At 71.1% G+C, this 23,680-nt stretch carries 24 protein-coding genes; 16 read left to right on the plus strand and 8 right to left on the minus strand.

What is annotated here, in order from left to right; all coding sequences use genetic code 11:
• Positions 1–93: 93 nt before the first annotated feature.
• Entirely contained in the window at positions 94–801 is a 708-nt protein-coding gene (locus tag ACVHNB_RS18370) for a TetR/AcrR family transcriptional regulator (protein ID WP_456228634.1), read from the plus strand.
• A gap of 114 nt (positions 802–915) precedes the next feature.
• On the opposite strand, the gene ACVHNB_RS18375 is transcribed toward ACVHNB_RS18370, so the two are convergent.
• From ACVHNB_RS18375 to ACVHNB_RS18385, 3 genes are all read right to left on the minus strand, one after another.
• A complete protein-coding gene (locus ACVHNB_RS18375) occupies positions 916–1,176 on the minus strand; it encodes a hypothetical protein (RefSeq protein ID WP_428950055.1) in 261 nt (86 codons plus the stop codon).
• Positions 1,177–1,271: 95 nt separating this feature from the next.
• Positions 1,272–2,588, minus strand: coding sequence for a cytochrome P450 (locus ACVHNB_RS18380; RefSeq protein WP_456228635.1), 1,317 nt, complete (start codon positions 2,586–2,588; stop codon positions 1,272–1,274).
• 36 nt (positions 2,589–2,624) lie between these two features.
• Positions 2,625–3,980: a glutamine synthetase family protein gene (locus tag ACVHNB_RS18385; RefSeq protein ID WP_456228636.1), complete on the minus strand. Its 1,356-nt coding sequence runs from the start codon at positions 3,978–3,980 to the stop codon at positions 2,625–2,627.
• A gap of 334 nt (positions 3,981–4,314) precedes the next feature.
• Here ACVHNB_RS18385 and ACVHNB_RS18390 point away from each other — a divergent pair, with 334 nt between their 5' ends.
• From ACVHNB_RS18390 to ACVHNB_RS18435, 10 genes are all read left to right on the plus strand, one after another.
• Positions 4,315–4,503, plus strand: coding sequence for a ferredoxin (locus tag ACVHNB_RS18390; RefSeq protein ID WP_456228637.1), 189 nt, complete (start codon positions 4,315–4,317; stop codon positions 4,501–4,503).
• 4 nt (positions 4,504–4,507) lie between these two features.
• Positions 4,508–5,716 carry an NAD(P)/FAD-dependent oxidoreductase gene (locus tag ACVHNB_RS18395; protein ID WP_428950051.1) on the plus strand — a complete coding sequence of 403 codons (1,209 nt, stop codon included), beginning with the start codon at positions 4,508–4,510 and terminating at the stop codon, positions 5,714–5,716.
• A gap of 10 nt (positions 5,717–5,726) precedes the next feature.
• A complete protein-coding gene (locus ACVHNB_RS18400) occupies positions 5,727–6,542 on the plus strand; it encodes an acetoacetate decarboxylase family protein (protein ID WP_428950050.1) in 816 nt (271 codons plus the stop codon).
• Positions 6,543–6,572: 30 nt separating this feature from the next.
• Positions 6,573–8,036, plus strand: a complete 1,464-nt coding sequence (locus ACVHNB_RS18405; protein ID WP_428950049.1) for an aldehyde dehydrogenase — start codon at positions 6,573–6,575, stop codon at positions 8,034–8,036.
• The gene (locus ACVHNB_RS18410; protein WP_428950048.1) at positions 8,029–8,964 is read left to right on the plus strand and encodes a 3,4-dihydroxyphenylacetate 2,3-dioxygenase; all 936 of its coding nucleotides are present in this window, start codon (positions 8,029–8,031) and stop codon (positions 8,962–8,964) included. Before ACVHNB_RS18405 ends, ACVHNB_RS18410 begins: the two co-directional genes overlap by 8 nt.
• 12 nt (positions 8,965–8,976) lie before the next feature.
• On the plus strand, positions 8,977–9,831 hold the full coding sequence (locus tag ACVHNB_RS18415; RefSeq protein ID WP_428950047.1) for a fumarylacetoacetate hydrolase family protein: 855 nt from the start codon (positions 8,977–8,979) through the stop codon (positions 9,829–9,831).
• Between the two features lie 28 nt (positions 9,832–9,859).
• Positions 9,860–10,474: a TetR/AcrR family transcriptional regulator gene (locus tag ACVHNB_RS18420; protein ID WP_428950046.1), complete on the plus strand. Its 615-nt coding sequence runs from the start codon at positions 9,860–9,862 to the stop codon at positions 10,472–10,474.
• A 157-nt stretch (positions 10,475–10,631) separates the two neighbouring features.
• A complete protein-coding gene (locus ACVHNB_RS18425; protein WP_456228638.1) occupies positions 10,632–12,080 on the plus strand; it encodes an APC family permease in 1,449 nt (482 codons plus the stop codon).
• 111 nt (positions 12,081–12,191) lie between these two features.
• Positions 12,192–13,682: an aldehyde dehydrogenase gene (locus ACVHNB_RS18430; protein ID WP_428950044.1), complete on the plus strand. Its 1,491-nt coding sequence runs from the start codon at positions 12,192–12,194 to the stop codon at positions 13,680–13,682.
• Complete coding sequence (locus ACVHNB_RS18435; RefSeq protein ID WP_456228639.1) at positions 13,679–14,398, plus strand: gamma-glutamyl-gamma-aminobutyrate hydrolase family protein; 720 nt, start codon at positions 13,679–13,681, stop codon at positions 14,396–14,398. The genes ACVHNB_RS18430 and ACVHNB_RS18435 overlap by 4 nt, the downstream gene beginning before the upstream one ends.
• A 27-nt stretch (positions 14,399–14,425) precedes the next feature.
• Here ACVHNB_RS18435 and ACVHNB_RS18440 read toward each other — a convergent pair whose 3' ends face one another.
• Both ACVHNB_RS18440 and ACVHNB_RS18445 read right to left on the minus strand, forming a co-directional pair.
• Positions 14,426–14,998: a MarR family winged helix-turn-helix transcriptional regulator gene (locus ACVHNB_RS18440; RefSeq protein WP_428950042.1), complete on the minus strand. Its 573-nt coding sequence runs from the start codon at positions 14,996–14,998 to the stop codon at positions 14,426–14,428.
• A gap of 114 nt (positions 14,999–15,112) precedes the next feature.
• Positions 15,113–15,661 carry a DUF4383 domain-containing protein gene (locus ACVHNB_RS18445; RefSeq protein WP_428950041.1) on the minus strand — a complete coding sequence of 183 codons (549 nt, stop codon included), beginning with the start codon at positions 15,659–15,661 and terminating at the stop codon, positions 15,113–15,115.
• A gap of 205 nt (positions 15,662–15,866) precedes the next feature.
• On the opposite strand from ACVHNB_RS18445, the gene ACVHNB_RS18450 reads away from it, so the two are divergent.
• From ACVHNB_RS18450 to ACVHNB_RS18460, 3 genes are all read left to right on the plus strand, one after another.
• Positions 15,867–16,112 (plus strand): hypothetical protein, encoded by a 246-nt coding sequence (locus tag ACVHNB_RS18450; RefSeq protein WP_456228640.1) that lies wholly within the window; start codon positions 15,867–15,869, stop codon positions 16,110–16,112.
• A 128-nt stretch (positions 16,113–16,240) separates the two neighbouring features.
• Entirely contained in the window at positions 16,241–17,677 is a 1,437-nt protein-coding gene (locus tag ACVHNB_RS18455) for an FG-GAP repeat protein (RefSeq protein ID WP_456228641.1), read from the plus strand.
• A gap of 320 nt (positions 17,678–17,997) precedes the next feature.
• Positions 17,998–18,900, plus strand: coding sequence for an NADP-dependent oxidoreductase (locus ACVHNB_RS18460; protein WP_456228642.1), 903 nt, complete (start codon positions 17,998–18,000; stop codon positions 18,898–18,900).
• 215 nt (positions 18,901–19,115) lie between these two features.
• Here the strand turns inward: ACVHNB_RS18460 and ACVHNB_RS18465 are convergent, their stop codons facing one another.
• Both ACVHNB_RS18465 and ACVHNB_RS18470 read right to left on the minus strand, forming a co-directional pair.
• A complete protein-coding gene (locus ACVHNB_RS18465; RefSeq protein ID WP_456228643.1) occupies positions 19,116–19,601 on the minus strand; it encodes a hypothetical protein in 486 nt (161 codons plus the stop codon).
• A 35-nt stretch (positions 19,602–19,636) separates the two neighbouring features.
• On the minus strand, positions 19,637–19,801 hold the full coding sequence (locus tag ACVHNB_RS18470; protein WP_456228644.1) for a MerR family DNA-binding transcriptional regulator: 165 nt from the start codon (positions 19,799–19,801) through the stop codon (positions 19,637–19,639).
• Positions 19,802–20,365: 564 nt separating this feature from the next.
• On the opposite strand from ACVHNB_RS18470, the gene ACVHNB_RS18475 reads away from it, so the two are divergent.
• Complete coding sequence (locus ACVHNB_RS18475; protein ID WP_456228645.1) at positions 20,366–20,992, plus strand: GOLPH3/VPS74 family protein; 627 nt, start codon at positions 20,366–20,368, stop codon at positions 20,990–20,992.
• Between the two features lie 77 nt (positions 20,993–21,069).
• Here ACVHNB_RS18475 and ACVHNB_RS18480 read toward each other — a convergent pair whose 3' ends face one another.
• Positions 21,070–22,608 carry an alpha/beta hydrolase gene (locus tag ACVHNB_RS18480; protein ID WP_456228646.1) on the minus strand — a complete coding sequence of 513 codons (1,539 nt, stop codon included), beginning with the start codon at positions 22,606–22,608 and terminating at the stop codon, positions 21,070–21,072.
• A gap of 94 nt (positions 22,609–22,702) precedes the next feature.
• On the opposite strand from ACVHNB_RS18480, the gene ACVHNB_RS18485 reads away from it, so the two are divergent.
• Entirely contained in the window at positions 22,703–23,656 is a 954-nt protein-coding gene (locus ACVHNB_RS18485; protein WP_456228647.1) for a MerR family transcriptional regulator, read from the plus strand.
• The last annotated feature ends 24 nt before the right edge of the window (positions 23,657–23,680 follow it).

A 23,680-nucleotide genomic window follows, 5' to 3' on the forward strand; every position in this document is an offset into this window, starting at 1 on the left:
CCTCTCATGACCGGTGACGACCGGCCGCCCTTCCTGGAATGTCGCTCCAGAACATATGTTGGAACAGCACTCCAGACGTGTCAAAATGGTGGCATGACACCACAGACCCGCAAGTCGGAGCGGCGCACGGACGCGCTGTCCCGCGAGCGCATCATCGAAGCCGCCGTCGAGCTGCTCGATGCGGAAGGTGAGCGCGGTCTGACGTTCCGGACGCTGACGGAGCGTCTGTCCACGGGACCCGGGGCGATCTACTGGCACGTGGCGAACAAGGGCGAACTGCTCGCCGCCGCCACGGACGCCGTCGTCGCCGCCGCTGTGGCTGTCGAACCCGCGCGATCCCCAAACGCGCCGCGGGACGGGATCCGCGCCGTCGCGCTCGGCCTGTTCGCCGCGACCGAGGAACATCCGTGGCTCGCCACACAACTCGCCCTGCAGCTCTCCCACAGCCCCGGCGGGTCGGTGACCCTGCGGATCTTCGAAGGCGTCGGCCGGCAGGTCCGCGCGCTCGGTGTGCCCGAGGCCGCCTGGTTCACGGTGACGTCGGCGCTGGTCCACTACATCCTGGGTGCCGCGGGGCAGAACGCCACGAACGCCGACAGCGCCCGCGCTCTCGGCCCGGGCACCGGCCGCGCCGAGTATCTCGCCGCGGCGTCGACGGCGTGGGGCGAGCTCGACCCTGACGAGTACTCCTTCACCAGGGCGGTCGCGCCCCAGATGCGCGATCACGACGACCGCGAGCAGTTCCTCGCGGGGATCGACTTCGTCCTCACCGGCATCACGGCTCTTCATCTGAACGGCTGACCCGGCAGCCGGTCGCCCAGGGCACGGAGAACGGCTCGCACCAGGAGGCCGTACGGAGCTGGATGCCCCTCACGGACGCGTCGCCGACGCCCCCGACGCTCGGCTGGAAGGTGTTCATTCCTGGGAGCGCTGCTCGTTCCGGTGCGCCGCGCGCGCGAGTTCCTGCAGCACGGTGTGCTCGGTGGTGCCGGTGTCGTTGGCGAGTTTGCGCAGCAGGTACGCGCAGAGCGCGGCGGTGCCGTCCATCAGATGCTCGGCCGCTGCCGGGTCTTCCCGGCGTCGTTCGTCGACGTAGGCGGCCAGCATCGCGTTGTCGGTCGTGTAGGCGGTCATGAACTCGATGCCGAGCCTGATCCGGTCGTAGTCGTTGCTCATGGGCGCACCGTGGCACATGCAGGGGTCGGGGCGCGCGGCCGGGGCGGCGGACGGTGTCCGGCGTCGGCCGTCCGCCCTGGTCCGCATGCGTGCGATCAGGCGAGAGTGACCTCGACCGGCAGCTTCTTGATGCCGTTGACGAAGTTGGAGCGGACGCGTGGGACGTCGCCCGCGAGCTTGATGTCGGCCAGACGCGGGACGAGCTCCTCGAACATGATGCGGATCTCGGTGCGCGCCAGCAGGTTCCCCAGGCACAGATGGGAGCTGCCCTTGCCGAAGGTGACGTGGTCGTTGTTCTCGCGGGCGACGTCGAGATCGTACGGGTTGTCGAAGACGTCCTCGTCGCGGTTGCCGGAGGCGTACCACATGACGACCTTGTCGCCTTCCTTGATGCGCTTGCCGCCGAGTTCCACGTCGCGGGTGGCGGTCCGGCGGAAGTGGTACACGGGGGAGGCCCAGCGCAGGAACTCCTCCGTCGCGGACGGGATCAGCGAGGGGTCGTCCCTGAGCCGGGCCAGCTGCTCGGGGTGCTGGAGCAGGGCGAGCATGGCGTGGGACATGGTGTGGCGGGTGGTCTCGTTGCCGGCGACGACCAGGAGCAGGAAGTAGTTGTCGAAGTCCTGGGCGGAGAGCGGCACTCCGTCGCGCGGGGTCTGGTTGACGAGCCGGGACACGATGTCGGTGCCGTCCTTGCCGCGCCGCTGCCGGGCCAGCTCCCGCCCGTACGCGAAGACTTCGAGGGACGCGGGGGAGCGGAACGGCAGGTCGCGGTACTTCTCGCTCTCCGCGCTGTGCAGCAGGACATCCGCGTAGTCCGGGTCGGTGTTGCCGATGATGCGGTTGCCCCAGTCGATGAGCTGCTGGTTGTCCTTTGGCGGGACGTCGAGGAGGCGGGCGAGCACGTTGATGGGGAAGTCGGCGGAGATCTCCTGGACGAAGTCGAACGTGCCCTTGGGGAGGGCCGCGTCCAGGGTCTGCGCGGTGAGGCCGCGCAGGAAGTCCGCGTAGCCGTTGATGACGCTCGCGCCGAACTGGCGCTGGATCACGCTGCGCAGGGCGCGGTGGCGGACGCCGTCCATTTCCAGGATCGAGGCGCGCTTCTTGATCTGGTCCTCGTCGACCTCTTCGAGGTTGACGAATCTGGTGGACGTGAACGTCTGCGCGTCGCGGTCCACGGTCGCGATGTCGGCGTGCCGGGTCACCGCCCAGAAGCCCGAGTTGGGGGCGTCCTCCGGCTGCCAGTGCACCGGGTCCTCGTGGCGCAGGGTGTGGAACATCCGCCAGGGCGTGGTCGGGTCGGCGAAGTCTTTCAGGTCGGCGAGGTCGACGTCGGCCAGCGGAAGCGGCTCGGCGAGGCGGGCGCGCAGCTCGCCGGCGGTGGTGGGGGTGGCGGGGACGGTGGGGCTGGTCATGGCGGGGTCTCCTGGAGGTGCGGCGGGCCGGGGCGTTCAGAGGTGGTAGGCGTACTCGGTGAACTCCCAGTCGGTGACGTGCCGTTGGAAGCGCTCGACCTCGTCGCGCTTGTACGAGAGGTAGGAGGCGGTGAAGTCCTTGCCGAGCAGCTCGGTGAGCGCGGTGTCCGCCTCCAGGGCGTCGAGCGCGGCGGGCAGTGTCGTCGGGAGCAGGGCGGACCTGGTGGTGTCGTAGCCGTAGCCCTCCAGTGGAGCGGGCGGCTCCTCCCCGGCCAGGACGCCGAGCAGGGCGGCGGCGAGTGTGGCGGCGATCAGCAGGTAGGGGTTGGCACTGGCGTCGCCCAGCCGCAGTTCGAGGCGGGAGCCGGAGCCGCGCTCGGGCGGGACGCGCACCATGGCGCTGCGGTTGTCGAGACCCCAGTCGATCAGCCAGGGCGCGAGGGTGTCCGGTCCGAAGCGCTTGTACGAGTTGACCGTCGGGTTGGCCAGGGCCGTGAGGGCGGGGGTGTGGGCGAGGACGCCCGCGACGGCGTGCCGGGCCGTGGCGGACAGGCCGTGCGGAGCGGACGGGTCCTGGAAGGTGTTGATGCTCTCGTCGTCGACGCAGGACAGGTGGAGGTGGAAGCCCGAGCCGCCGGCGTCGTTGAAGGGCTTGGCCATGAAGGTGGCCAACCTGCCTTCTCTGCGGGCGAGTTCCTTGACGGCCGCCTTGAAACGGAAGGCGCGGTCGGCGGCGTCCAGGGCGTCCGAGTGCGTCAGGTTGATCTCGAACTGTGAGCCGTCGAACTCGTGGTTGCCGTTGCTGACGCCGATGTCGAGGTCGCGCAGCAGGCGCAGGGTGCGCAGCAGGTGGTTGTCGCCGTCCGCGCGCAGGCCCGAGGTGTAGACGACCCCGGCCGCGTCGCTGTAACGGCCCCAGCCCCGCGGGGTGTCCGGCGCGGCGTCGCACAGGAAGTACTCCAGCTCCGGTCCCACGACCGGGCGCAGGCCGTGCTCGGCGCAGCGGTCGACGACGGCGCGCAGCAGGTCGCGCGGGGATTCGGGCGCGGGCAGTCCGGTCGCGGGGTCGGTCACGTCGCCGAGACAGGTGGCGACTCCGGGCTCCCACGGCAGGGCGGTGAGGGTGTCGAGGTCGGGGCGGACGCAGATGTCGGGCAGTCCGGCGTCGAGGCCGCCGGCGACCGGGACCACGTCGCCCTGTGGACTCGTGTGGTAGACGGCGCGGCAGAAGGCGAGTCCGTGGTCGCAGGCCGCGGGCAGGTGGTCGAGCAGGACGTCGCGGGCCCGGTCGGTGCCGATGAGGTCGGGATAGGTCACCCGGACGACGTCGATGCCCTCGGCGGCGAGCCGTTCCATGTGCTGGCGGACGGGCGGGGTGTCGGATGCGCTCACCGGTGTCTCCTCTGCGGGAAAGGGGCGCCTCCCAGCGCTCGGGGCGCTGGGGGAGAGGGGGTGCGGCGGCTGCGAACTGCGGGGAGATGCAGGAGCCACTCACTTGTTTGATGCCAAACGGTATGGATGCCGCCCCCTTCTCGCAAGGGTTCCGTCGCAGAAATTTATCCATGCGGATAGCTATTGACCAGGGTCCGGTCGCTTCCTATGTTGTTTGAAGCCAAACGAGTTGGGGGTCGGTGAGACCGCACCCCTTTGGCCGGGGCCCGGCCCCTGGTGGTCCGGGCCCCATCTCCCCTCTCTGACGCCCCCTCAGTCCCAGGAGGACAGGCCCATGAAGGTCGTCGTCGACATGAACAAGTGCCAGGACCACGGCCAGTGCGTCTTCGCCGCCCCGGACGTCTTCAGCTTCGACGACGCCGGTCGCCTGGCGTACGTCGCGGACCCGGACGACGCGCTGCGCGACGAGGTCGAGGAAGCCGCGGACGTCTGCCCGCTGCAGGCCATCCGGATCGAGGGCTGACCTCATGAGCGCACCCATCGTGGTGGCCGGCGCCTCCATGGCCGGTCTGCGCATGGCCGAGCAACTGCGGTCGGCGGGCTGGGGCGGCCCGATCACCCTTGTCGGCGACGAACCGCACATGCCCTACAACCGTCCGCCCCTCTCCAAGGAGGTCCTGGCCGGGAAGGCCCCCTTCGCGTCGCTCGCGTTCCGGCCCCGCGCCGGCTTGGCCGACGCCGACTGGCGCCTGGGCACCCGCGTCGTACGGGCCGATCTCGACCGCCGAACCGTCGAACTCTCCGAGGGGGAGGCGATTCCGTACAGCGGTCTCGTCGTCGCCACCGGTATGCGCCCTCGCCGCCTGCGCTGTCCCGGACCCGTCGCCGGACGGCACACCGTGCGCACCCTGGAGGACGCCGAGGAACTGCGAACAGCCCTGCTGCGTCCGGGCGTTCGCGTGGTCGTGGTCGGCGCCGGATTCATCGGCTGCGAGGTCGCCGCCACCGCCCTGGACCTCGGCGCCGCCGAGGTCACCGTCATCGACCCCTTGCCGCTGCCCATGGTCGGACCGCTCGGCGCACCACTCGCGCGGGCGCTGCGGGAGCGCCACGAACAGCGCGGAATCCGCTTCGCCCTCGGCGCCGCAGTGGCGGGCTTCGAAGGCGACGGCCACGTCACCGGCGTACTCCTCGCGGACGGCACCGTCCTCGCCGCGGACGTCGTCGTCGAATCGGTCGGCTCCGTCGCCAACACCGAATGGCTCGACGGCAACGGCCTCGACCTCACCGACGGCGTGCTCACCGACGCACACCTCCGCGTCGGCGGACGTCCCGACGTCCTCGCCGTCGGCGACGTCGCCCGCTTCCCCAACGCCCGCTACGACGGCGTGCCCCGCCGCGTCGAGCACTGGTCCATCCCCACGGACACCGCCAAACACGCCGCCAAGGTGCTCGCCGCCCACCTGAACGGCACCGAGGCGGACCTCGCGCCGTTCGGGCCACTGCCCACCTTCTGGAGCGACCAGCACGACTTCCGGCTCCAGTCCTTCGGTGCCCCCGCCCTCGGCAAGGACGACATGCGCGTCCTGGACGGCGATCTCGACGGCGACGTCCTCGTCGGCTACCACCAGGACGGCCGGCTCGTCGGCGTCGTGGCCCTGGGGGGCCGGTCCGCCGCGGCGGCCGCCGCCCGCTACCGCGCCGAACTTCTCAAGCAGCCCGCCCTCACCGCCTAAGGAACCCCAAGTGGCTGAAAACCCCACGGTTCGTGGATACCTCCACCCCAAGACGGCGACGGGCGCCTCGTCCCTGATCCCCGCGCCGCCCTGGCGCTACTCCGGCGATCTGCTGACCGTCGAGTACCGCACCGACCCGGCCCGGGTCCGCGAACTGCTGCCCGCGCCGCTGGAGTTGGCCGACGAGGACCCCGGAGCGGTCGCGCTGATCTGGGCCGACTGGCAGTCCTGCTCCGCCGACGGCCACGAGCTCCTCGACCCGGTGCGAGCCCAGTACAAGGAGGCCTTCGCGGTCGTCCGCTGCCAGTACCGGGGCCGGACCTTCACCCGCTGTGTCCACATCTGGGTCGACAAGGACTTCGCCATCGCCCGCGGGCTGCACCAGGGGTACCCGAAGAAGCTCGGCTCCATCCACCAGACGCGCCCCCACCCCCACGGCCCCGCCCCGCGCATCGAGGCCGGCGCCCGCTTCGGTGCCACCCTCGCCGCGGCCGACCGGCGCCTCGCCCAGGCCGTCGTCACCCTGCGCGAACCGGCCGGTACCAACGGGTTCGTCAACGCCCACCCGATGGCCCACCACCGCTGGCTGCCGTCCATCGAGAAGGGCAAGGGACTGGCGCTCGACGAGCTCGTCGAGTCCGGTGCCGCCTCGTTCGAGGGCGGCCAACCCTGGGTCGGAGAAGCCGAGTTGGAGCTCTTCGAGGCGCCCACCGAGGAGCTGGCCCGCCTGGAGATCCGCGAGCCGATCGCCGCGTACTACCGCCAGGTCGGCGTCGTCTGGGACGGCGGCCGGCTGCTCGAGTCCCACACGTCCGGCGCCGAGTGACCGCCCACCGACCAGCAGGAGTCTGACCAGATGACCGAGCACACCCTCACGGTCGCCGGGGTCGCCGTCGACACCCGCCACTGGATCGGCGGCCGGCGCGTCGCCTCCACCGGCACGTTCACCGATGCGTCGCCCATCGACGGGACAGCCCTCGGCGAGATCTCCCGGGGTACTCCGGCCGAGGCCGCCGCGGCCGTTGCCGCCGCCAAGGCCGCCTTCCCCGGCTGGGCCGCCACCCCGCGCGCCGAGCGCGCCCGCATCCTGCACGCCGTGGCCGACGGCGTCGAGAAGCGCCTCGAAGAACTCGCCATCGTCGAGACCACCGACAACGGCGCCCTGCTGCGCTCGCACCGCCGCGGCGTCATGCCGCGCGTCGCGCACAACTTCCGCTTCTTCGCCGACTGGCTGCTGAAGCTCGACCACGAGGACTTCGAGACGCGCGGCCACACCAACCACGTCAGCTGGGACCCGGCGGGCCCCTGCGTACTCATCACGCCGTGGAACGCGCCCCTGATGATGGAGTCGTGGAAGGTCGCCCCGGCCCTCGCCGCCGGCAACACCGTGGTCCTCAAGCCCGCCGAATGGACCCCGCTGACCGCCTCGCTGCTCGCCGACATCGCGGCCGAGGCCGGACTGCCCGCCGGTGTCCTCAACATCGTGCAGGGATACGGCTCCGAGATCGGCGACGCGCTGACCTCGCACCCGGACGTCCGCCGCATCAGCTTCACCGGCTCGGTGCCCACGGCCCGGCACATCGCCGCTTCGGCCGCCCCGCACCTCACGCCGGTCAGCTTCGAACTCGGCGGCAAGTCACCACTGTTGGTGTTCGCCGACGCCGACCTCGACCTGGCTGTCGACCTCGCCGTCGAGCAGTACGACAACGCGGGCCAGGTCTGTCTCGCCGCGACCCGCATCCTCGTCGAGGAGCCGATCGTCGAGGAGTTCACCCGCCGTTTCACCGACAAGGCGGCCCTCCTCCACCAGGGCGACCCGCGCGACGAAGCCACCGACATCGGCCCCACCATCCACCCCCGCCAACTGGAGAAGATCGACGGCTTCGTGCAGCGGGCGGTCGCGGCCGGCGCCCGCGCGGTCATCGGCGGCCACCGGGGCGAGGGCCAGTACTACGCCCCGACGCTGCTCACCGACGTCGCCCAGGAATCCGAGATCGTGCAGGAAGAGGTCTTCGGCCCGGTCCTGACCCTGCAGACCTTCGGCGACGAGGACGAGGCCGTCCGCCTGGCCAACGACACCCGCTTCGGCCTGGCCGCCACCGTCGCCACCGGTGATCCCGAGCGCGCGGAACGCGTCACCGCTCAGCTCGTCGCCGGCACCGTCTGGGTCAACTGCTTCTTCGTCCGCGACCTCCGGGCCCCCTTCGGCGGTTCCCGCCAGTCGGGCGTCGGCCGCGAGGGCGGCATCTGGAGCTTCGACTTCTACTGCGACCTGAAGAACACCGTCACCGCCCCGAAGGGATGGAAGGACCATGGGTGAGATCGTCGGGGCGGGCCTGCTCGCCCACGTCCCCACCGTCGTGCTCCCCGAGAAGACCCGCCGTGAGCTGAACGAGGGCAAGGAGATCACCCTCGTCACCGGCCTGCGGGAACTGCGCAAGGAGGTCTTCGAGCGCGACGACTACGACACCGTGGTCGTCCTGGACTCCCATTGGGCGACGACCGTCGAGTTCGTCGTCACCGCACAGGACCGCCGCGCGGGCCTGTTCACCTCCGAGGAGCTGCCGCGCGGCATGCGCCGCATGCCCTACGACTTCCCCGGAGACCCCGAACTCGCCCGCAACATCGCCGAGTTCGCCGACCGGCACGGCACCTGGATCACCGCGATCGACGACACGTACCTGCCGATCTACTACGCCACCATCAACCTGTGGAAGTACCTCGGCGAGGGCCTCGCGGACAAGCGGTGGGTGACCATCGGGGTCTGCCAGACCGGCGACATGGAGGACCACCTGCGACTGGGCCGCGCGCTGGCCGACGGTATCGCCGCCACTCCCGGCCGCCGCGTCCTCCTCATCGCCTCCGGCGCGCTGTCGCACACCTTCTGGCCGCTGCGCGAACTGCGCGACCACGAGTCCAGCGACCCGGCGCACATCTACACCGCCGAGGCCCGGGAGGCCGACCTCGAACGCATCAACTGGTTCACGGAGGGCCGCCACGACAAGGTCCTCGACACCATGGACGAGTTCTGGACGCACAAGCCCGAGGCGAAGTTCTTCCACTACCTGATGATGGCGGGCGCCCTCGGCGAACGGGCCTGCACCGCCAAGGGCCGCCAGTACGGCGCGTACGAGAACGCGATCGGCACCGGCCAGGTGCACCTCTGGTTCGACCGCCCCGCCGACGGCTGGACCGGCGCCGGAGTCCCCGCCGCCACCGCACCCCGCACTCCCCACAGCCGCGCCTAGAAAGGCCCGCTCATGTCTGCCCGCCCTGAATATCGCCGCATCCTCCTCGACGGCGCCGCCGTCGAGGTCACCGTCGACGGGGACGAACTCGTCGCCGGTGACGGCCGCCGCGTCAAGACCGACGAGGCCCGGCACCTGCCGCCGGTGGTGCCCTCCAAGGTGATCGCCGTCCACCTCAACCACCGCAGCCGCGTGGACGAGTTCCGGATCGGCCTGCCGGACACCCCGACCTACTTCCACAAGCCGACCTCCGCGCTCAACAGCCACCAAGGCGCCGTCGTCCGCCCCGAAGGCTGCAAGTGGCTCAACTACGAGGGCGAGGTCGCCATCGTCATCGGCAGGACAGCGCGCAACATCGCCCCGGCCGACGCGGGGGAGTACATCGCCGGCTACACCGTCGCCAACGACTACGGACTGCACGACTTCCGCGACACCGACGCCGGATCCATGCTCCGCGTCAAGGGCTCCGACACCCTCTGCCCGCTGGGCCCCGGCCTGGTCACCGACTGGGACTTCCACGGCAAGCGGCTGCGTACGTACGTCAACGGCGAGCTCGTCCAGGACGGCTCGACCGACGAGATGAAGTGGGATATGCACTACCTCGTCGCCGACATCGCCCGCACCATCACGCTGTACCCCGGAGACGTCCTGCTGTCCGGCACCCCCGCCAACTCCCGGCCGGTGCGGCCCGGCGATGTCGTCGAGGTCGAGGTCGAGGGCCTGGGACGCCTCACCAACCACATCGTCACGGGCCCCACCGCCGTCCGCGGCGACGTCGGGGCCCAGCCCACCGAGTCGGAGGAAGTGCTGTCCACCGCGCTCGGCGGCGACTGGGAGTTCCGTGGCATCAGGCCGCCGCAGCGCTGACGGCGAGATCGCCGGTAGGGTCGACGGCATGACCGACCCCGTCGAGCCCGCCGGTGAGCGCCGATCCCGCAAGCGCGTCACGAACTACGGCACGGGACGGCTCGCTCTGCTGGACGCCGCGATCCGCGTGGTGGCCCGCGGCGGTCTGCGCAGCCTCACCTACCGGGCCGTCGCCCAGGAGGCCGGGGTCACCCACGGGCTCGTCGTGCACCACTTCGGCTCGCGCGACGCGCTGATCGAGGAGGCCGTCAGCCATGCCATCCGCTCCTCGCTGAGCAGCAGCGCCCTCGAGATCGGCACGGGCAAGCCGGCCGACTTCGCGGCGGGACTCGGCGACATGGTCGACTCAGGCCCCGAACTCCAGGCGTTCCAGTACGAGTTGCTGCTGGAGGCGCGCCGTCGCCCCGAACTGCTGTCGCAGCTGCGCAGCCTCTACGAGGAGTACTTCGGCGCCAGCGCGCGGGAGTTGACCCGCATCCTCGACCGGCCGGTGAGCCGCGGCATGTCCCGGCTCGTCTTCGCCGCACTGGAGGGCCTGGTCCTGCACCAACTGGCCTTCGGGGAGCGCGAGGTGACCGAAGAGGCGCTCGCGGAGCTCAGGGGCCTGCTGGAGCGTCTGGCCGGGGAGCCGGTCACGGACTGAGCCCGGCACGTCGCTGCCGGGGCACGGCTGAGCAAGAAGCGCCGTCGCCGCGGGATTCCCTGCCCTCGACCCCTTGTCAAACGGATAGTTCGGCCCGACGATGAGGCAACTCGTTTGGCCTGAAACGATCCTCCTCTCTTTCTGGCAGGTGATCCGAGTGGACAGTCAGACGGTTTCCGCCGAGCGGACCGTACGGGACGCCCCCACTGCAGCCACGCTCAAACCCGACGCCCTGGGCGTTCTGGGCATCCTCTTCTTCGTACTGTCCGGTCAGGCCCCGCTGACGGGCATCGCCGGAGCGGCCCCGATCTCGATCGCCACCGGCAACGGGTCCGGCACACCGGCCGCCTACGTGCTGGCCGGAGCCGTGATCCTGCTCTTCTCCGTGGGCTTCGTCGCCATGGGGCGTCACGTCGTGGACGCCGGAGCCTTCTACACGTACATCGGCACCGGACTCGGCCGCACCGCAGGCTCCGGCAGCGCGAGCGTCGCGCTGTTCGCCTACTGCGTCATCCAGGCGGCGATGTACGGGCTGTACGGCGCGACCGTCGCCGCGCTCGTCGCCGACCACACGGCCCTCGACCTGCCGTGGTGGGTGTACACCCTGGTCACCATGGCCGTGGTGCAGGCGCTGGGCGCCGCGGGCATCGAGATGGGCGCCAAGGTGCTGGCCGTGTTCGTGCTCGCCGAGTTCAGCATCCTGCTCGTCTTCGGCCTGGTCACTCTGCTCAAGGGCGGCGGTCCCGAAGGACTCGGCGCGGCCGACAGCTTCTCCCCGTCGGCGGCGCTCCAGGGCGCACCCGGAGTCGCCGTCATGTTCGCCGTGGCATCGATGTTCGGGTTCGAGGCCACCGCCATCTACGGGGAAGAGGCCAGGGAACCGAAGAAGACCGTGCCCCGGGCCACGTACCTCTCGGTCCTCGTCGTCACCGGCTTCTTCGCCCTCATCTCCTGGATGCTGATCTCGGCCTACGGCGCCTCGAAGGCCCCCGGCGCCGCGGGGGAGGCGCTGGCCTCCGGGGACTCGGCAGGGTTCGTCTTCGCCCCCATCGCCGACCAGTTCGGCGGCTGGGTCGACGACGTCCTGCCGATCCTCCTCGCCACGTCCCTCTTCGCCGGCATCCTGACCTTCCACAACTCCGCCAACCGCTATCTGTTCGCCCTCGGCCGCGACGGGCAGCTGCCCGCACGGCTGTGCCGCCTCAACACGCGGCACGCACCGTGGACGGCCGGCTGCGTCCAGACCGTGGTCGCCGTGCTCCTGGTCGTGCCGTTCGCGCTGGCCGGCAAGGACCCGGTGCTCACCCTCTTCTCCTGGTTCAGCGGCCTCGCCGTCCTGGCGATGATGCTGCTCTACCTGCTGACCTCGATATCGGTCCTCGTGTTCTTCCGTCGCCGTCGCGTCGACAACCGCCTCTGGAACACGCTGATCGCCCCCGCGCTCGGCGCGCTCGGCATCGCGGGCGCGATCTGGCTCATCCTCGCCAACTTCACCACCCTCATCGGTGGCGAGACGAGCACCGCGCTCTGGCTGGTGCTCACGGTCCCGGTCGTTCTCGCCCTCGGCGTCGCCAACGAACGTCTCCGGCGTCGAGCAGCCGGCTGACCCGCCTCCCCTCGGCACGCGGGACCCGGCCGCGTGCCGAGCGGTCGGCGCCACTCGCTCCGCCTTCCCCTGTCCGGCCCCTTCGTTCCGGCCCCTTCTCTGGAGGACCGCATGACCACCCCCACCCATGAGACATGGCTCGAGCGGGCCAAGGCGTTCCACCCGACAGGCGCGCATCTCATCGACGGCGCCGACGAGTCGGGCGGCGGCGCCGAGTTCGCCACGATCTCGCCACGCGACGGTCAGGTCCTCGCGGCGGTCGCCGACGGCGGTGAGGCCGAGGTGAACGCCGCCGTCGCCGCCGCACGCCGCGCCTTCGACCAGGGCCCCTGGCCCCGTATGGCACCCGCCGAACGCGGCCGCGTCCTGATCCGCACAGCCGAACTCCTCGACGAACACCGGGCGGAGCTCGCGCTCACCGTCAGCCTCGAAATGGGCAAGCCCGTCACCGACGCCCACGACATCGAACTCCGCGCCGTCATCAACACCTTCCGCTGGTACGGCCAGCTCGCCGACAAACTCACCGACGCGTCCCCGCACACCCCGCACGACGCCCTCGCCCTCGTCACCCGCGAGCCCGCCGGTGTCGTCGGCGCGGTCGTGCCCTGGAACTTCCCGCTGACCCTGGCCGGCTGGAAGATCGCCCCGGCGCTGGCCGCCGGCTGCACCGTGGTCCTCAAACCCTCGGAGAACTCGCCCCTGTCGGCCCTGCTCCTGGGCCGCATCGCCCTGGAGGCCGGACTGCCGCCGGGCGTGCTCAACGTCGTCAACGGCACCGGCCCGGTGGCCGGCCGCGCACTCGGCCTGCACCCCGACGTCGACGTCCTGGCCTTCACCGGATCCACGGCGGTCGGCCGCCGGTTCCTGCACTACGCGGCCGACTCCAACCTCAAGCGGGTCTGGCTCGAACTGGGCGGCAAGTCACCGAACATCATCCTTCCCGACGCCCCCGACCTGGGGAAGGCCGCCGCCACCGCCGCCTGGGGCATCTTCTTCAACCAGGGCGAGATGTGCACCGCGCCCTCCCGCCTCCTCGTCCACACGTCCGTCGCCGAACAGGTCACCGAAGCCGTCGTGGCCCGCGCCCGCGCCCTGCGCGTCGGCGACCCGCTCGACCCGGCCACCGAGATGGGCGCCCTCGTCGGCGAGCACCACCTCGCCCGCGTACTCGACCACGTCCGCGCGGGCGCCGACGACGGAGCCCGCGTCCGCACGGGCGGCGCCCGCACCCTCCCCGAGACCGGCGGTACCTACCTCGAACCCACCGTCTTCGACCAGGTCGCCCCGGACAGCCGGCTCGCCCGCGAGGAGATCTTCGGCCCGGTCCTCTCCGTGCTCACCTTCGACGACCTCGACGAGGCCGTCGCCCTCGCCAACGCGACCGAGTACGGCCTCGCGGCCGGTCTGTGGACCTCCGACCTGTCGACCGCGCACCAGGTCTCGCGCGCCCTGAAGGCCGGCACGGTGTGGGTCAACTGCTACGAGGAGGGCGACCTGACCGTCCCCTTCGGCGGCATGAAGCAGTCGGGCAACGGACGCGACAAGTCCGCCCACGCCCTGGACAAGTACATGGAACTGAAGACGACCTGGATCCAGCTGTGACGACGCCCGTACGCCCGCTCATCGCGATCCCCGCGCGCTTCTCCGCCACCACATCAGCCTTGCGCTACGCCGCAGAGGTCAACGCCCGCGCCCTGATCGAGGCCGTCTGGCGGGCGGGCGGCGAACCGGTCACCCTGCACCCCGCCGATCCGGCCGAGAGCGACGTGGCCACCCGGCTCGCCCGCTTCGACGGAGTCCTGCTCCCCGGCGGCGGCGACCTGGCACCGCACCGATACAGCGCGCCCCACGCACACGAGACCGTCTACGACGTCGACGACCTCCAGGACGCGTTCGACCTGGAAGTCGCCCGGCAGGCACTGTCGGGCGGGTTGCCGCTGCTGGCGATCTGCCGGGGCCTCCAAGTGGTCAACACCGCTCTGGGCGGGACACTCCACCAGGACATGGGCGGCCCCCGAAGCGAACACCGCCACGTCCGCCACCCCGTCTCCCTGGCCCCCGGCTCGGCCCTGGCCCGTATCACCGGGGCGGACAAGACGGAGGCCTCCTGCTACCACCACCAGCACGTGGACCGCCTGGGGGAGGGGCTCCACGTCACCGCCCGCGCCGCCGACCAAACGATCGAGGGAGTCGAACTCACCGACGCCGGCGCCCTGTTCGTGGCCGTGCAGTGGCACCCGGAGGACACCGCGCACGAGGATCCGGCCCAGCAGCGCCTCTTCGACGCGCTGGTACAGGCCGCGGCCGAAAGGGGCTGACAGAGAGCCGGTCGAGTCTTCGCCGGCTCAGCCCTTGGAGCGGCGCCCGCTGCGGCGGGGCGAGGGGGCCTCGCCGTTCAGCAGCGACTGGCGACGCTCCTCGCCGCCCTCCTCGACCTGGAGCACCACCTTGCGCAGCCCGTCGGCGAGACTGCGGCACTCGTCGTCGCTGAGCCGCGACGTGACGAACGCCTCCTCGTCGTTGAACGCCGGGAACACCTGACGCATGAAGGCCTCGCCCTCTTCGGTGAGGGTGAGCAGCACGAGCCGTCCGTCGGTGGGATGACCGGCACGGGCCAGCAGCCCGCGCGACTCCAGCGTGCGGGCCACGCCGGTCAGGGTCCCCTTGGAGATGCCCGCCTCCTCGGCGACGTGCCGGGTCTCCGACTCGCCCCAGACCCAGACCACCCACAGCACCACGAACGCGGTCCAGGTGAGGTCGGAGCCGCGCAGTACCGAGTTCTCCAGATGCTGGCGCACGGCGGACGCGGCCCGGTAGATGTTCGCCACGGCGGCCATCTGCTCTCGGCGGATCGCGATGCCGCCGAGCTTCGCCTCCGCGAGCTTCTCCGCCTCGCTGATGGACCGCTGCCCTGGCACGGGTCCCCCTCGCATCGTCGCCGCCCCCGGGTCGTGTCTCCCGGGGTCATTCGACCTCAAATTGTACGGCTGCCCGTGTCACCGGGGTGGCTGAGCGGCCCGGCGTTCCGACGGCTACTTCGTGCCGTGAGGAAGGGCGCCCGGACTCTTGGCCAGGGCGGGCGAAGCGGCACGACGTGCGGCCGCGGCCTCGCGGGCGGCTTCCCGGGGGTGACGCCGCTTCCAGTAGGGGTTGTCGTGCGGCAGCCGGCTGGAGACGCGGCCGTACATCCCGAAGACGAGAATCACGAGGCCCATCACGAAGCTGAAGATGACGTTCGAGATGCCGAAGTCCAGGACGTTGGCGCCTTTGTCGAGGATGAACACATGGACGAAGCCGCTGATCAGGAAGAGCGTCCCGACAGTCATGTTCAGGGTCGACGCGAAGTTTCCACCGATGACGGCACCGACGACGAGGGCCAGGCCGACGATGACGGAGATGAGGCTGAGGACGCCGTTCGTGCTCAGCCCGGCGATGTGGCTGCCGTCGGTGTCGAAGGGGCTGAGCTGATCGGCGAAGCCCAGGCATCCGAAGACCAGCAGTACGACGCCGCAGAACGCGGCGCCCCATCGGTACACCTGAGCCAGTTTGTGGTCCGTGGGCAGCTCGTCCTTGAGCTTCATGGCGACGTCACCTTTCTGCCGTCTCGAGTGGGAGGCGGCGCTCTGGGGGGTGCGCACGCCTCGCTCTCTTCTCAAACGGTGGCACAGGGTGGCGAACGGCGCAGATCCGGCGGGACGAATCCCGGGGCGGGGTGCACGATGAGGGCCATTCGGCACTCTGAGTAGTGTTGTGGCCATGGGGAAAGGGATGGGGCGCCGGCCCAAGGTGGACCTGGAGAGCGGCGTCGAGGATGCGACGCTGCTCATCCTGGAATGGCTGGGCGAGCAGGGCGTGGGGGCCATGATCCGGGTCGACGCGGAGCGCCTGCGCGACGGCCTGCCGGCGTGGACCTTCGCTGCCGGCGGCGGGCCGTTGTCCGCCGGCATGCGAGCCGATGGTTCCTCCGTCGCCGAGTGCATGGGCCGGGCGTTGCACCAGCTGCGCGAAGCCGGGCTGGCCGTTCCCTTCTGAGGCAGCGCCCCGCTCCCCACGAGGCCGTGGATCTTCGGCTGCCGTCACGCAACCCTTCGTGCACCTCGTGAGTCACATCTCCGAGATCCGTCGCTCTCATTGCCCCCTTCGACTACGGGAGTTCCCTCGTGCGTGCACGCACCCTGGCCGTCACCGCCGCCGCAGCGGCCCTCACCGCCGCCGGTCTGACCCTGCCGCTCGCCGGGAGCGCCGCCGCCGCAACGACTCCGCGGTTCGACTTCAACGGCGACGGATACGCGGACATCGCTGTCGGCATGCCCGACGCCACGGTGGACGGCAAGGTCAAGGCCGGCTACGTCAGCGTGATCTATGGCGGCCCGCAGAGCCCGAGCCAGTCCACCGGTGTGATCAGCCAGGCCGAGGCCGGCATCCCCGGCACGCCCGAGGCGGGCGACCGCTTCGGGTCCTCCGTGGCACCTGTCGACGTGAACGGTGACGGCGTCTTCGAGCTCGTTGTCGGCGCGAGCGGCGAGTCGCTCACCTCCGAACAGCTCAGGGACGAGGGCACCATCACGGTCCTGGACGGCTCGGGATGGAACGTCAAGGGCACCACCCTGGCCAGGGGCACGTCCGAGTTCAGCAAGATCGGCAGCACCATCGCCACGGGCGACTACGACGGCGACGGCGTCACCGACCTTGCCTACGGCGAGAGCGGCGAGGAGCACGGCTCGCTCCGGTTCCGCCCGGGCCCGCTCACCACCGACCAGGCGACCACCACCACCCTGCGCAGCTACGGCATGGGGGGCGGCACCGTCGACCTGGCCACCGGCGACTTCGACGGCGACGGCCGGGACGACCTCGCCACCACCTGGAGGGCCATGGAGGACTCCGGCACCTTCATCACGCGCTGGGACGGCCGGGCCAAGCCCGCCCAGTGGTGGGCCGACGCCGACCGTGGCAGCTCGCTCGCCGCCGCAGACTTCGACCGGGACGGTACGGAGGACCTCGCGATCGGCCTCGTCCAGCCCAACCCCGAGTCGGAGACCACGCATTGCGAGAACCGGCTCGGCGGTGCGGTGCTCGTGCTCAAGGGCTCGAGGACCGCGCACTTCGGCGCAGAGAGCCAGTGCATCACCCAGTCGAGCCCGGAGGTCGGCGGCGCCGCCGAGGAGGGCGACGACTTCGGCGCCGCGCTGGCCGCGGGCGACCTGAACGGCGACAGCCGTCCGGAACTGGTCGTCGGCGTACCCGGCGAGGACGTGGGCACCGTCAAGGACGCGGGCGGCTACGTCACCCTGAACGGCACGGAGCAGGGCCTTTACGGCGGTCTGGCCCGCAGCCAGAGCACCACGAACATGCCCGGCACTGCCGAGGCCGGCGACCGCTTCGGCGCCCAGGTGGCCGTCGGCGACTACAACCACGACGGCCTGTGGGACACCGCGGTGAGCGCGCCCGGGGAGAACGCCGGTGAGCCCAGGTCGGGCGGCGTCTGGTTCGTGCCGAGCAGCACGGAGGAGACGTACCCGGTGGGCAAGTCGCTGACTCCGTTCGGATTCGCCCTGCCCCACGGGGCCATCAAGTACGGCGAGGTGCTGGGGCTTTAACAGTTCCACGCGTCCACAGGGAGAGGTTGCTGCTCGTCGCCACGGCGATCGTTCGGCCGGAGAGGGAGAAGCCGGCCGCACGGAATGGGGAGTAGTGCGCGTGGAACATGTGCCACCACTCCTCTCCGTAGAGCCTGCAGACCCTCCCCGACGTACGCCAGCGAACGGCCCCGTGACCGGCTGGATGCTTTCCGAACGGTCTGGTCGGCGGTGCGGTCCAAGATCGTCGCTTGTAACCTGGAGCCATCGTGGCGAACGAGGTTCGCTGTCGTCGAGTGCGCTGCAAGCGCGACACTTTCGGGGCGAGAGGGGAGCGATCGATGAAGGCAGCCCGCTTCAGCCGGTTCGGGGGCCCGGAGGTCCTCGAGATCGTCGATCTCCCCGATCCGCATCCGGGCCCAGGGCAGGTGCGGATCGCGGTGCGCGCGGCCGGGATCAACCCGAGCGACTGGAAGAAGCGCAGCGGCCAGATGGATCCCGAGCTCCCGCAGACGATGGGGTACGAAGCCGCGGGCGTCGTCGACGAAATCGGCGAGGGCGTGACGGACGCGGCCGTCGGTGACCGGGTGTTCGGCTTCTCCGTCGAGGGGGCGGCTCAGGCCGAACGGGCCCTGCTGTCCTTCTACGCGCCGATCCCTCGGTCACTCGACTTCCCCGGAGCCGCCGCGTTGCCGGCCGCCATCGAGACGGCCACGCGCGCGCTCGACCAACTCGGCGTCGAGAACGGCAGCACGCTGCTCGTCAACGGCGCCTCCGGAAGCGTCGGCAGCGCCGCCGTTCAACTCGCCGTCGTGCGCGGTGCGCGCGTGATCGGCACGGCCAGTCCGGCGAACCACGCGTACCTGAGCGCGTTGGGGGCCGAGCCTGTCGCGTACGGCGAGGGTCTCGTCGACCGGGTCCGCGCGCTCGCGCCCGACGGCGTCGACCTCGCGCTCGACGTCGCCGGAAGCGGGGTGCTGCCCGAACTCATCGGGCTCGTGGGTGGCCCGGAACACGTCCTGACGGTCGCCGACTTCATGGGCGCGCAGGAGCACGGCGTGAGGTTCAGCCGTGGAGATTCCGGCCGCGCGGTCCATGTGCTGGCCGAGATCGGCGAGTTGGTCGACACCGGGCGTTTCTCGCTCCCGGTCGCGCAGACGTTTCCGCTCGCCGCGGTAGCGGAGGCGCATCGTGTCGGCGAGAACGGTCACATGCGCGGAAAGCTCGTGCTGCTCGTCGGCTGACACGGCGACGACGACCGCGACGGTGAAGCGCCACCGCAGGAACTGGCTCGGCCCGGTCCGCCCGCATCGGTCGCCCGAGAGGCAGCGGGACGGCCGGAGCGGTATCGGCGGGTCGCCGACCGGCCAAGCCGCCCCGAACATCACGTTGAGCCTGCGTGAGGCGGCCTACCAGGACCCGGATGTGCCGGACGCCGCCGCACGCCTGATCGCCGCGATCACCGGATCTGTGCGGGGTTGTACAGCTCGCTCAGGGCCGTCCCGATCGTCTTCCTCGCGTACGTCTCGCCGCGAGGGGTGTCGACGTGGGCTGTGGCCAGGTCCGGGTGCTCGGCGAACAGTTTCCGGGTGCCGGGCAGCATGCGCGCGGCGAGATCCTGACGGGTCCGCTCGTCCGAGTCGGTGCCCAGCAGCGCGAACTCCCTGTCCACCTCGTCGTCCGAGTGGTCCCGCATCACGTCGGCGTAGGCCTGTCGCGGGGCGGGCCCGACGACGCGCGTCATCACGGTGCACAAGGAGCGGTCGGCAGCAGACATGGCCGACCGGGCGGCCGGTGCCGGCTCGCCGGGCAGGTCGGCCGGCAGTGACTGGCGCAGGATCAGGGCGAGTTCGGCACGGGCCCGCCGGAGGCGCTCGATGATGGCCGCGAGTTCGGCGTCGAGCGTGTGCAGCGCTTCCACCGGATGCTCGTCGCCTTCGCCCATGGCGGCGATCTGCGGCAGCGAGAACCCGATGTCGGTCAGCCGCTTGATGCGCAGCAGGCGGAGCAGGTGCGCGACGCCGTCTGCTTGTAGCCGTTGCTGCGCCGCTCGGGCTCGGACAGCAGCCCGACCTCGTGATAGTGCCGGACCGCCCGCAGGCTGACGTCGGCGAGCTCGGCGATCTCTCGGGTGCTCCAGGCCATGGTTCCAGCGCACACCATGCCGCAGCGGCACGGTCAAGCCCGTCGGATGCGGGCGGGCATGGAGGGCGGCGCGCGTCATGTGCTTCTTGACTGTGCCGCGGCGGCACAGTGTGCGGTGGGCGGTGACAGCTCCGGCCGGGCGCCTCGCCCGTCATGGAAAGGACCCGCACCATGGACCGGCTCACCGATGGCGACCGGGCGCGCGCCCAGCAGATGCTCGCCCTGTACCGGGCGTGCCACGTTCCTCGCAGCCACCCGCCGTGACGCCTTCGACCCCGCCCGCCACGCCGCCGGGCTGTCGATGGCCTTCAGGCACGCGATCGGGGGCGCGGACCTGCCGATCACGAGGATGGAGTCTGTGAGCCGGACCGGCTCCATGGGCGGGCGTTCACCGGCCGTGCGGGGCAGGCTGGGACACGAGGGCCCCTGTTCCTGACACCGCACACCGCCATCCGAACCCCTACACACAAACCGAACCACCCGATGACACCGGCCGGAAAGGCTGACCATGCAGAGGCAGACCAAGCAGAACGAGCCGCTCTCGTCGAGGACCTGTTGCTGCTGATGTTGGACGACAAGTCGGGCACCATCGCAGGAGAGGGCACGCTCTACTACACCCTGGGCGGCGCCGTGCTCGTCGAGCTCGGTCTCAAAGGGCGTGTCAGGGTCGACGAGAACGATGCCGGGCTGAACGGCCTGAAGGTGCACGCCGTCGCCGGTGCGCCGCTCATCGACCCGTTGCTCCAAAGCGCCCACGGCAAGGTCGCCGAACGGCTGCGCGGTGTCCAGACCCTTCTCATCGAGATCGGCACCGGGCTGCGCGGGACCGTGCTGGACCGGCTCGTCGAGCGAGGCATGCTGCGCCGGGAGAAGAAGAAGCGGCTGGGTGTCTTCTCCTCGACGTCGACGACGATCGTGGACACCGAGTACAAGAAGGCCCTGGTCGAGAAGGTGCGGGCGGTCCTGGTGGACAACGCGGAGCCCGACGCCCGTACCGCAGCACTGGTCGGGCTGCTCTCCGCGAGCGGCACCCTGCCCAGCCTGCACCGCTCCATCCCCTGGTCGGGCAAGGTCTACCGGCGCGCCAAGGAGCTGGAGCAGGTCAGCTGGGGCGCCGAAGCGGTGAACAGCGCCGTCATGCGGACCATGGCCGCGATCTCCGCGGGAAGCGCCGCGGCTGTCACCAGCTGAGCCCCTGAACACCCGCGGCTGTCGGACGTCATGCGCGACCCCGGTCTGCGACTGCCCCGCTGTCCGACTCCGGCCGGTCAGTCGGTGGCCCCGGTGAGGAGGCAGTGGAGGACGTGCGTCATCGCGCGGTGCACGGCATCACGCGCCTCCTCGGTGTGATCGAGGTCCTCGAAGCCGTGGCGTGCCCGGGGCACGTCGATCACCTCGACCTTCTTGTCGTGGGCGGCCGCCGCCTGCAGGAACTCGTCCACCGTCGCCGCGATCACGGGCTGCTCCAGCTCCGGGCGGAGAACGACAAGGGGGAGCGCGGCGGCGGCCGGGACTGCCAGGGCCGGACGGAAACGGCCGACGGGCACACCCCAGTTCGGCAGCGGCGCCATGATCGGGTAGCAGGCGACGAGACAACGCAGCCAGGCCGGAGGCCCGTCCAGCCACTCGGCGGTCAGGGGCCCGCTCCCGGACAGGAACCACAGCGCGATCCGCTCCGCGTCGACACGGGGATCGGCCCGCAGGGCCGCCACTCCCTCGGCCAGGTCCGTCGCGGCCACGGCGTAGTCCGTCACGTCGTGCAGGCGGTGGTCCAGGGTGGCGCCCACCACTCCGCGCGAGGCCGCGTAGCGGCCGTAGCCGGTGAGCACCGGCCAGTCGCGGGGCGTCGGCTGCATCCCGCGCGGCACGGGCCCGCCGTGCACGAACAGCACCGCCGGCAGCGGCTCGTCCGCCGGCTCGCGGGGGAGATACAGGTCGAGATCGCCGTGCCGTTCGCGGGCAAGGGGCGGCACGTCGAGGAGGAAGGAGCGCGGCTCCTCGGCCGGCCGGGTCTCCCCGTCCTGCGGGGTGCCGAGGCGTTCACCCTCACCGGCCGCCGCCTTGACGAGCGTCTCGGCGAAGTCGTCGGGACAGGACAGCATCGGCCAGTGTCCGGTGGGCAGTTCGAAGAAGGTCACATCCGGGTGCACCAGCGCTTGAAGGGCCGGATTGCCGAGACGGACCAGTGTCCGGACCGACTCGATGCTCGAGCCGTTGAAGTGGCACAGGACACCGGTGGTGGGGATGGCGGCCGCCTCACCCGTCAACTTCAACGGCTGGACCAAGGTGCCCAGAGGCTGCGGCGAGGACAGGGCGGTGAGCCGCTCCAGTTCGGCGGCGGGAACACCCCGGGTGCTGCCCCAGAGCTGCCAGTCATCGGGCGCGGGCACCGGCAACGTATCGCCCTGAGCGCTGCCGGAGGCCAGTTGCGCGCGCAGGGACTGGTCCGGCACGGCCGACAGGGCCGGCATGCCGTCGCCCGGCACGGCGGCATCCACGTAGACGATGCGGTCGATCCGCTCCGCACGGCAGTCCGCCGCGCCCAGTGCCGGGTACACGCCGTAGTCGTGTCCGACGAGCACGATGTCGCGCCCTGTACCCGCCCCGGCGCCGTCGATGGCCGCGACGACCCGCTCGACATGTGTGCCGAGGACGACGCCGTCACCGGGACCGCCACGACCGGTACCGTCGGCGTCCGTGAGGTCGACCGCGTGCACCTCGGCACCCGTCGCCTCCAGACGCCGGGCCACCCCCGCCCACACCTCGGCGCCGTTGAAGAACCCTGGAACCAGAACGAAAACGCTCATGCCCTCTCCCTGCTCGATGTGCCCCGAAACCGACGGGACCGGCTTTCGGGCTCGCTCGCGGGTAGGTTAGTAACTCCCCTTGAGGGAGGTTCAAGTGCTGTTTCCGGACGACGGGTCGTGGAGCATCGGTGAGCTCGCCGAGCGCGCGGCCACCACGGTCAAGACGGTCCGCTTCTACTCCGAGCGCGGACTGCTCCCTGAGCGCCCGCGCAGCAGCGGTGGGCACCGCCGCTACGGCCCCGACGCGTTGGAACAACTGCGCCTGATCCGCTCGTTGCGCGGCCTCGGACTCGCACTCCCGCAAGTGCGCCGGGTGCTGGACGAGGCGGAGGACGACGGTGCCGGGACGGCGTTCGAGGACGCGGTCGCCGCCCAACTGAGCACGCTCGGCTCCCAGCTCAGCGCGCTGCGCTGGCAGGAGGCCGCACTCCACCTCGTCCACACCTGCCCGCCCGAGGAACGTGCCGAGCGGCTACGGCTGATCGGCGCCGTGAGCACCCCGCCGAGCACGCAGGCGATGGCCAGGTTCTGGCGCGCCTGGCTGCCCGTGCGCATGCCCGCCAAAGCGATGGCCGCGTTCCTCGACGCCACCGTCCCCCCGATCCCGGAGACGCCCCACCCGCACCATGTCCTCGCCTTCGCCCGCCTCCACGCCTTCGTATCCCGCCCGTGCACACCGGACCGGCCCACGCAGCCCGCGGCCCACCAGCACGCGAGCCCGCGCGACATGGCCATCCTCTACGCGGGGTTGGCGGAGGCCTACGACCTGGCCCGCCCTGAGCTGCGCGCCGAGCGGTCCCCGCGAGCAGGCCAGGCGCTCGACGGATTCGTGGACACCTACGCACGCGTCCAGGGCGGGCGCGACACCCCCGGCTTCCGCCGGCAACTGGCGCGGCAGCTCTCCAACGACCCACGGATCGACCACTACTGGGAGCTGGTGACCCAGGTGATCACCCCGGTGGGACGCCGCCCGGAACCGACACCGGGATCGGCCCACGACTGGCTGCTGGAGGCACTGCGCACGCAGGTCGCGGAGAGGGCCGCTTGAAGAGGCGGGGATGTGTTGGTGCCG

It is taken from the genome of Streptomyces sp. YJ-C3 (assembly GCF_053891275.1).

Excerpts from the sequence above, each read along its gene's own strand:
- ACVHNB_RS18370 (WP_456228634.1), top strand. The coding sequence starts at position 94 with ATGACACCACAGACCCGCAAGTCGGAGCGGCGCACGGACGCGCTGTCC.
- ACVHNB_RS18375 (WP_428950055.1), bottom strand. The coding sequence starts at position 1,176 with ATGAGCAACGACTACGACCGGATCAGGCTCGGCATCGAGTTCATGACC.
- ACVHNB_RS18380 (WP_456228635.1), bottom strand. The coding sequence starts at position 2,588 with ATGACCAGCCCCACCGTCCCCGCCACCCCCACCACCGCCGGCGAGCTG.
- ACVHNB_RS18390 (WP_456228637.1), top strand. The coding sequence starts at position 4,315 with ATGAAGGTCGTCGTCGACATGAACAAGTGCCAGGACCACGGCCAGTGC.
- ACVHNB_RS18395 (WP_428950051.1), top strand. The coding sequence starts at position 4,508 with ATGAGCGCACCCATCGTGGTGGCCGGCGCCTCCATGGCCGGTCTGCGC.
- ACVHNB_RS18405 (WP_428950049.1), top strand. The coding sequence starts at position 6,573 with ATGACCGAGCACACCCTCACGGTCGCCGGGGTCGCCGTCGACACCCGC.
- ACVHNB_RS18410 (WP_428950048.1), top strand. The coding sequence starts at position 8,029 with ATGGGTGAGATCGTCGGGGCGGGCCTGCTCGCCCACGTCCCCACCGTC.
- ACVHNB_RS18415 (WP_428950047.1), top strand. The coding sequence starts at position 8,977 with ATGTCTGCCCGCCCTGAATATCGCCGCATCCTCCTCGACGGCGCCGCC.
- ACVHNB_RS18420 (WP_428950046.1), top strand. The coding sequence starts at position 9,860 with ATGACCGACCCCGTCGAGCCCGCCGGTGAGCGCCGATCCCGCAAGCGC.
- ACVHNB_RS18430 (WP_428950044.1), top strand. The coding sequence starts at position 12,192 with ATGACCACCCCCACCCATGAGACATGGCTCGAGCGGGCCAAGGCGTTC.
- ACVHNB_RS18445 (WP_428950041.1), bottom strand. The coding sequence starts at position 15,661 with ATGAAGCTCAAGGACGAGCTGCCCACGGACCACAAACTGGCTCAGGTG.
- ACVHNB_RS18460 (WP_456228642.1), top strand. The coding sequence starts at position 17,998 with ATGAAGGCAGCCCGCTTCAGCCGGTTCGGGGGCCCGGAGGTCCTCGAG.
- ACVHNB_RS18465 (WP_456228643.1), bottom strand. The coding sequence starts at position 19,601 with ATGGGCGAAGGCGACGAGCATCCGGTGGAAGCGCTGCACACGCTCGAC.
- ACVHNB_RS18470 (WP_456228644.1), bottom strand. The coding sequence starts at position 19,801 with ATGGCCTGGAGCACCCGAGAGATCGCCGAGCTCGCCGACGTCAGCCTG.
- ACVHNB_RS18475 (WP_456228645.1), top strand. The coding sequence starts at position 20,366 with ATGTTGGACGACAAGTCGGGCACCATCGCAGGAGAGGGCACGCTCTAC.
- ACVHNB_RS18480 (WP_456228646.1), bottom strand. The coding sequence starts at position 22,608 with ATGAGCGTTTTCGTTCTGGTTCCAGGGTTCTTCAACGGCGCCGAGGTG.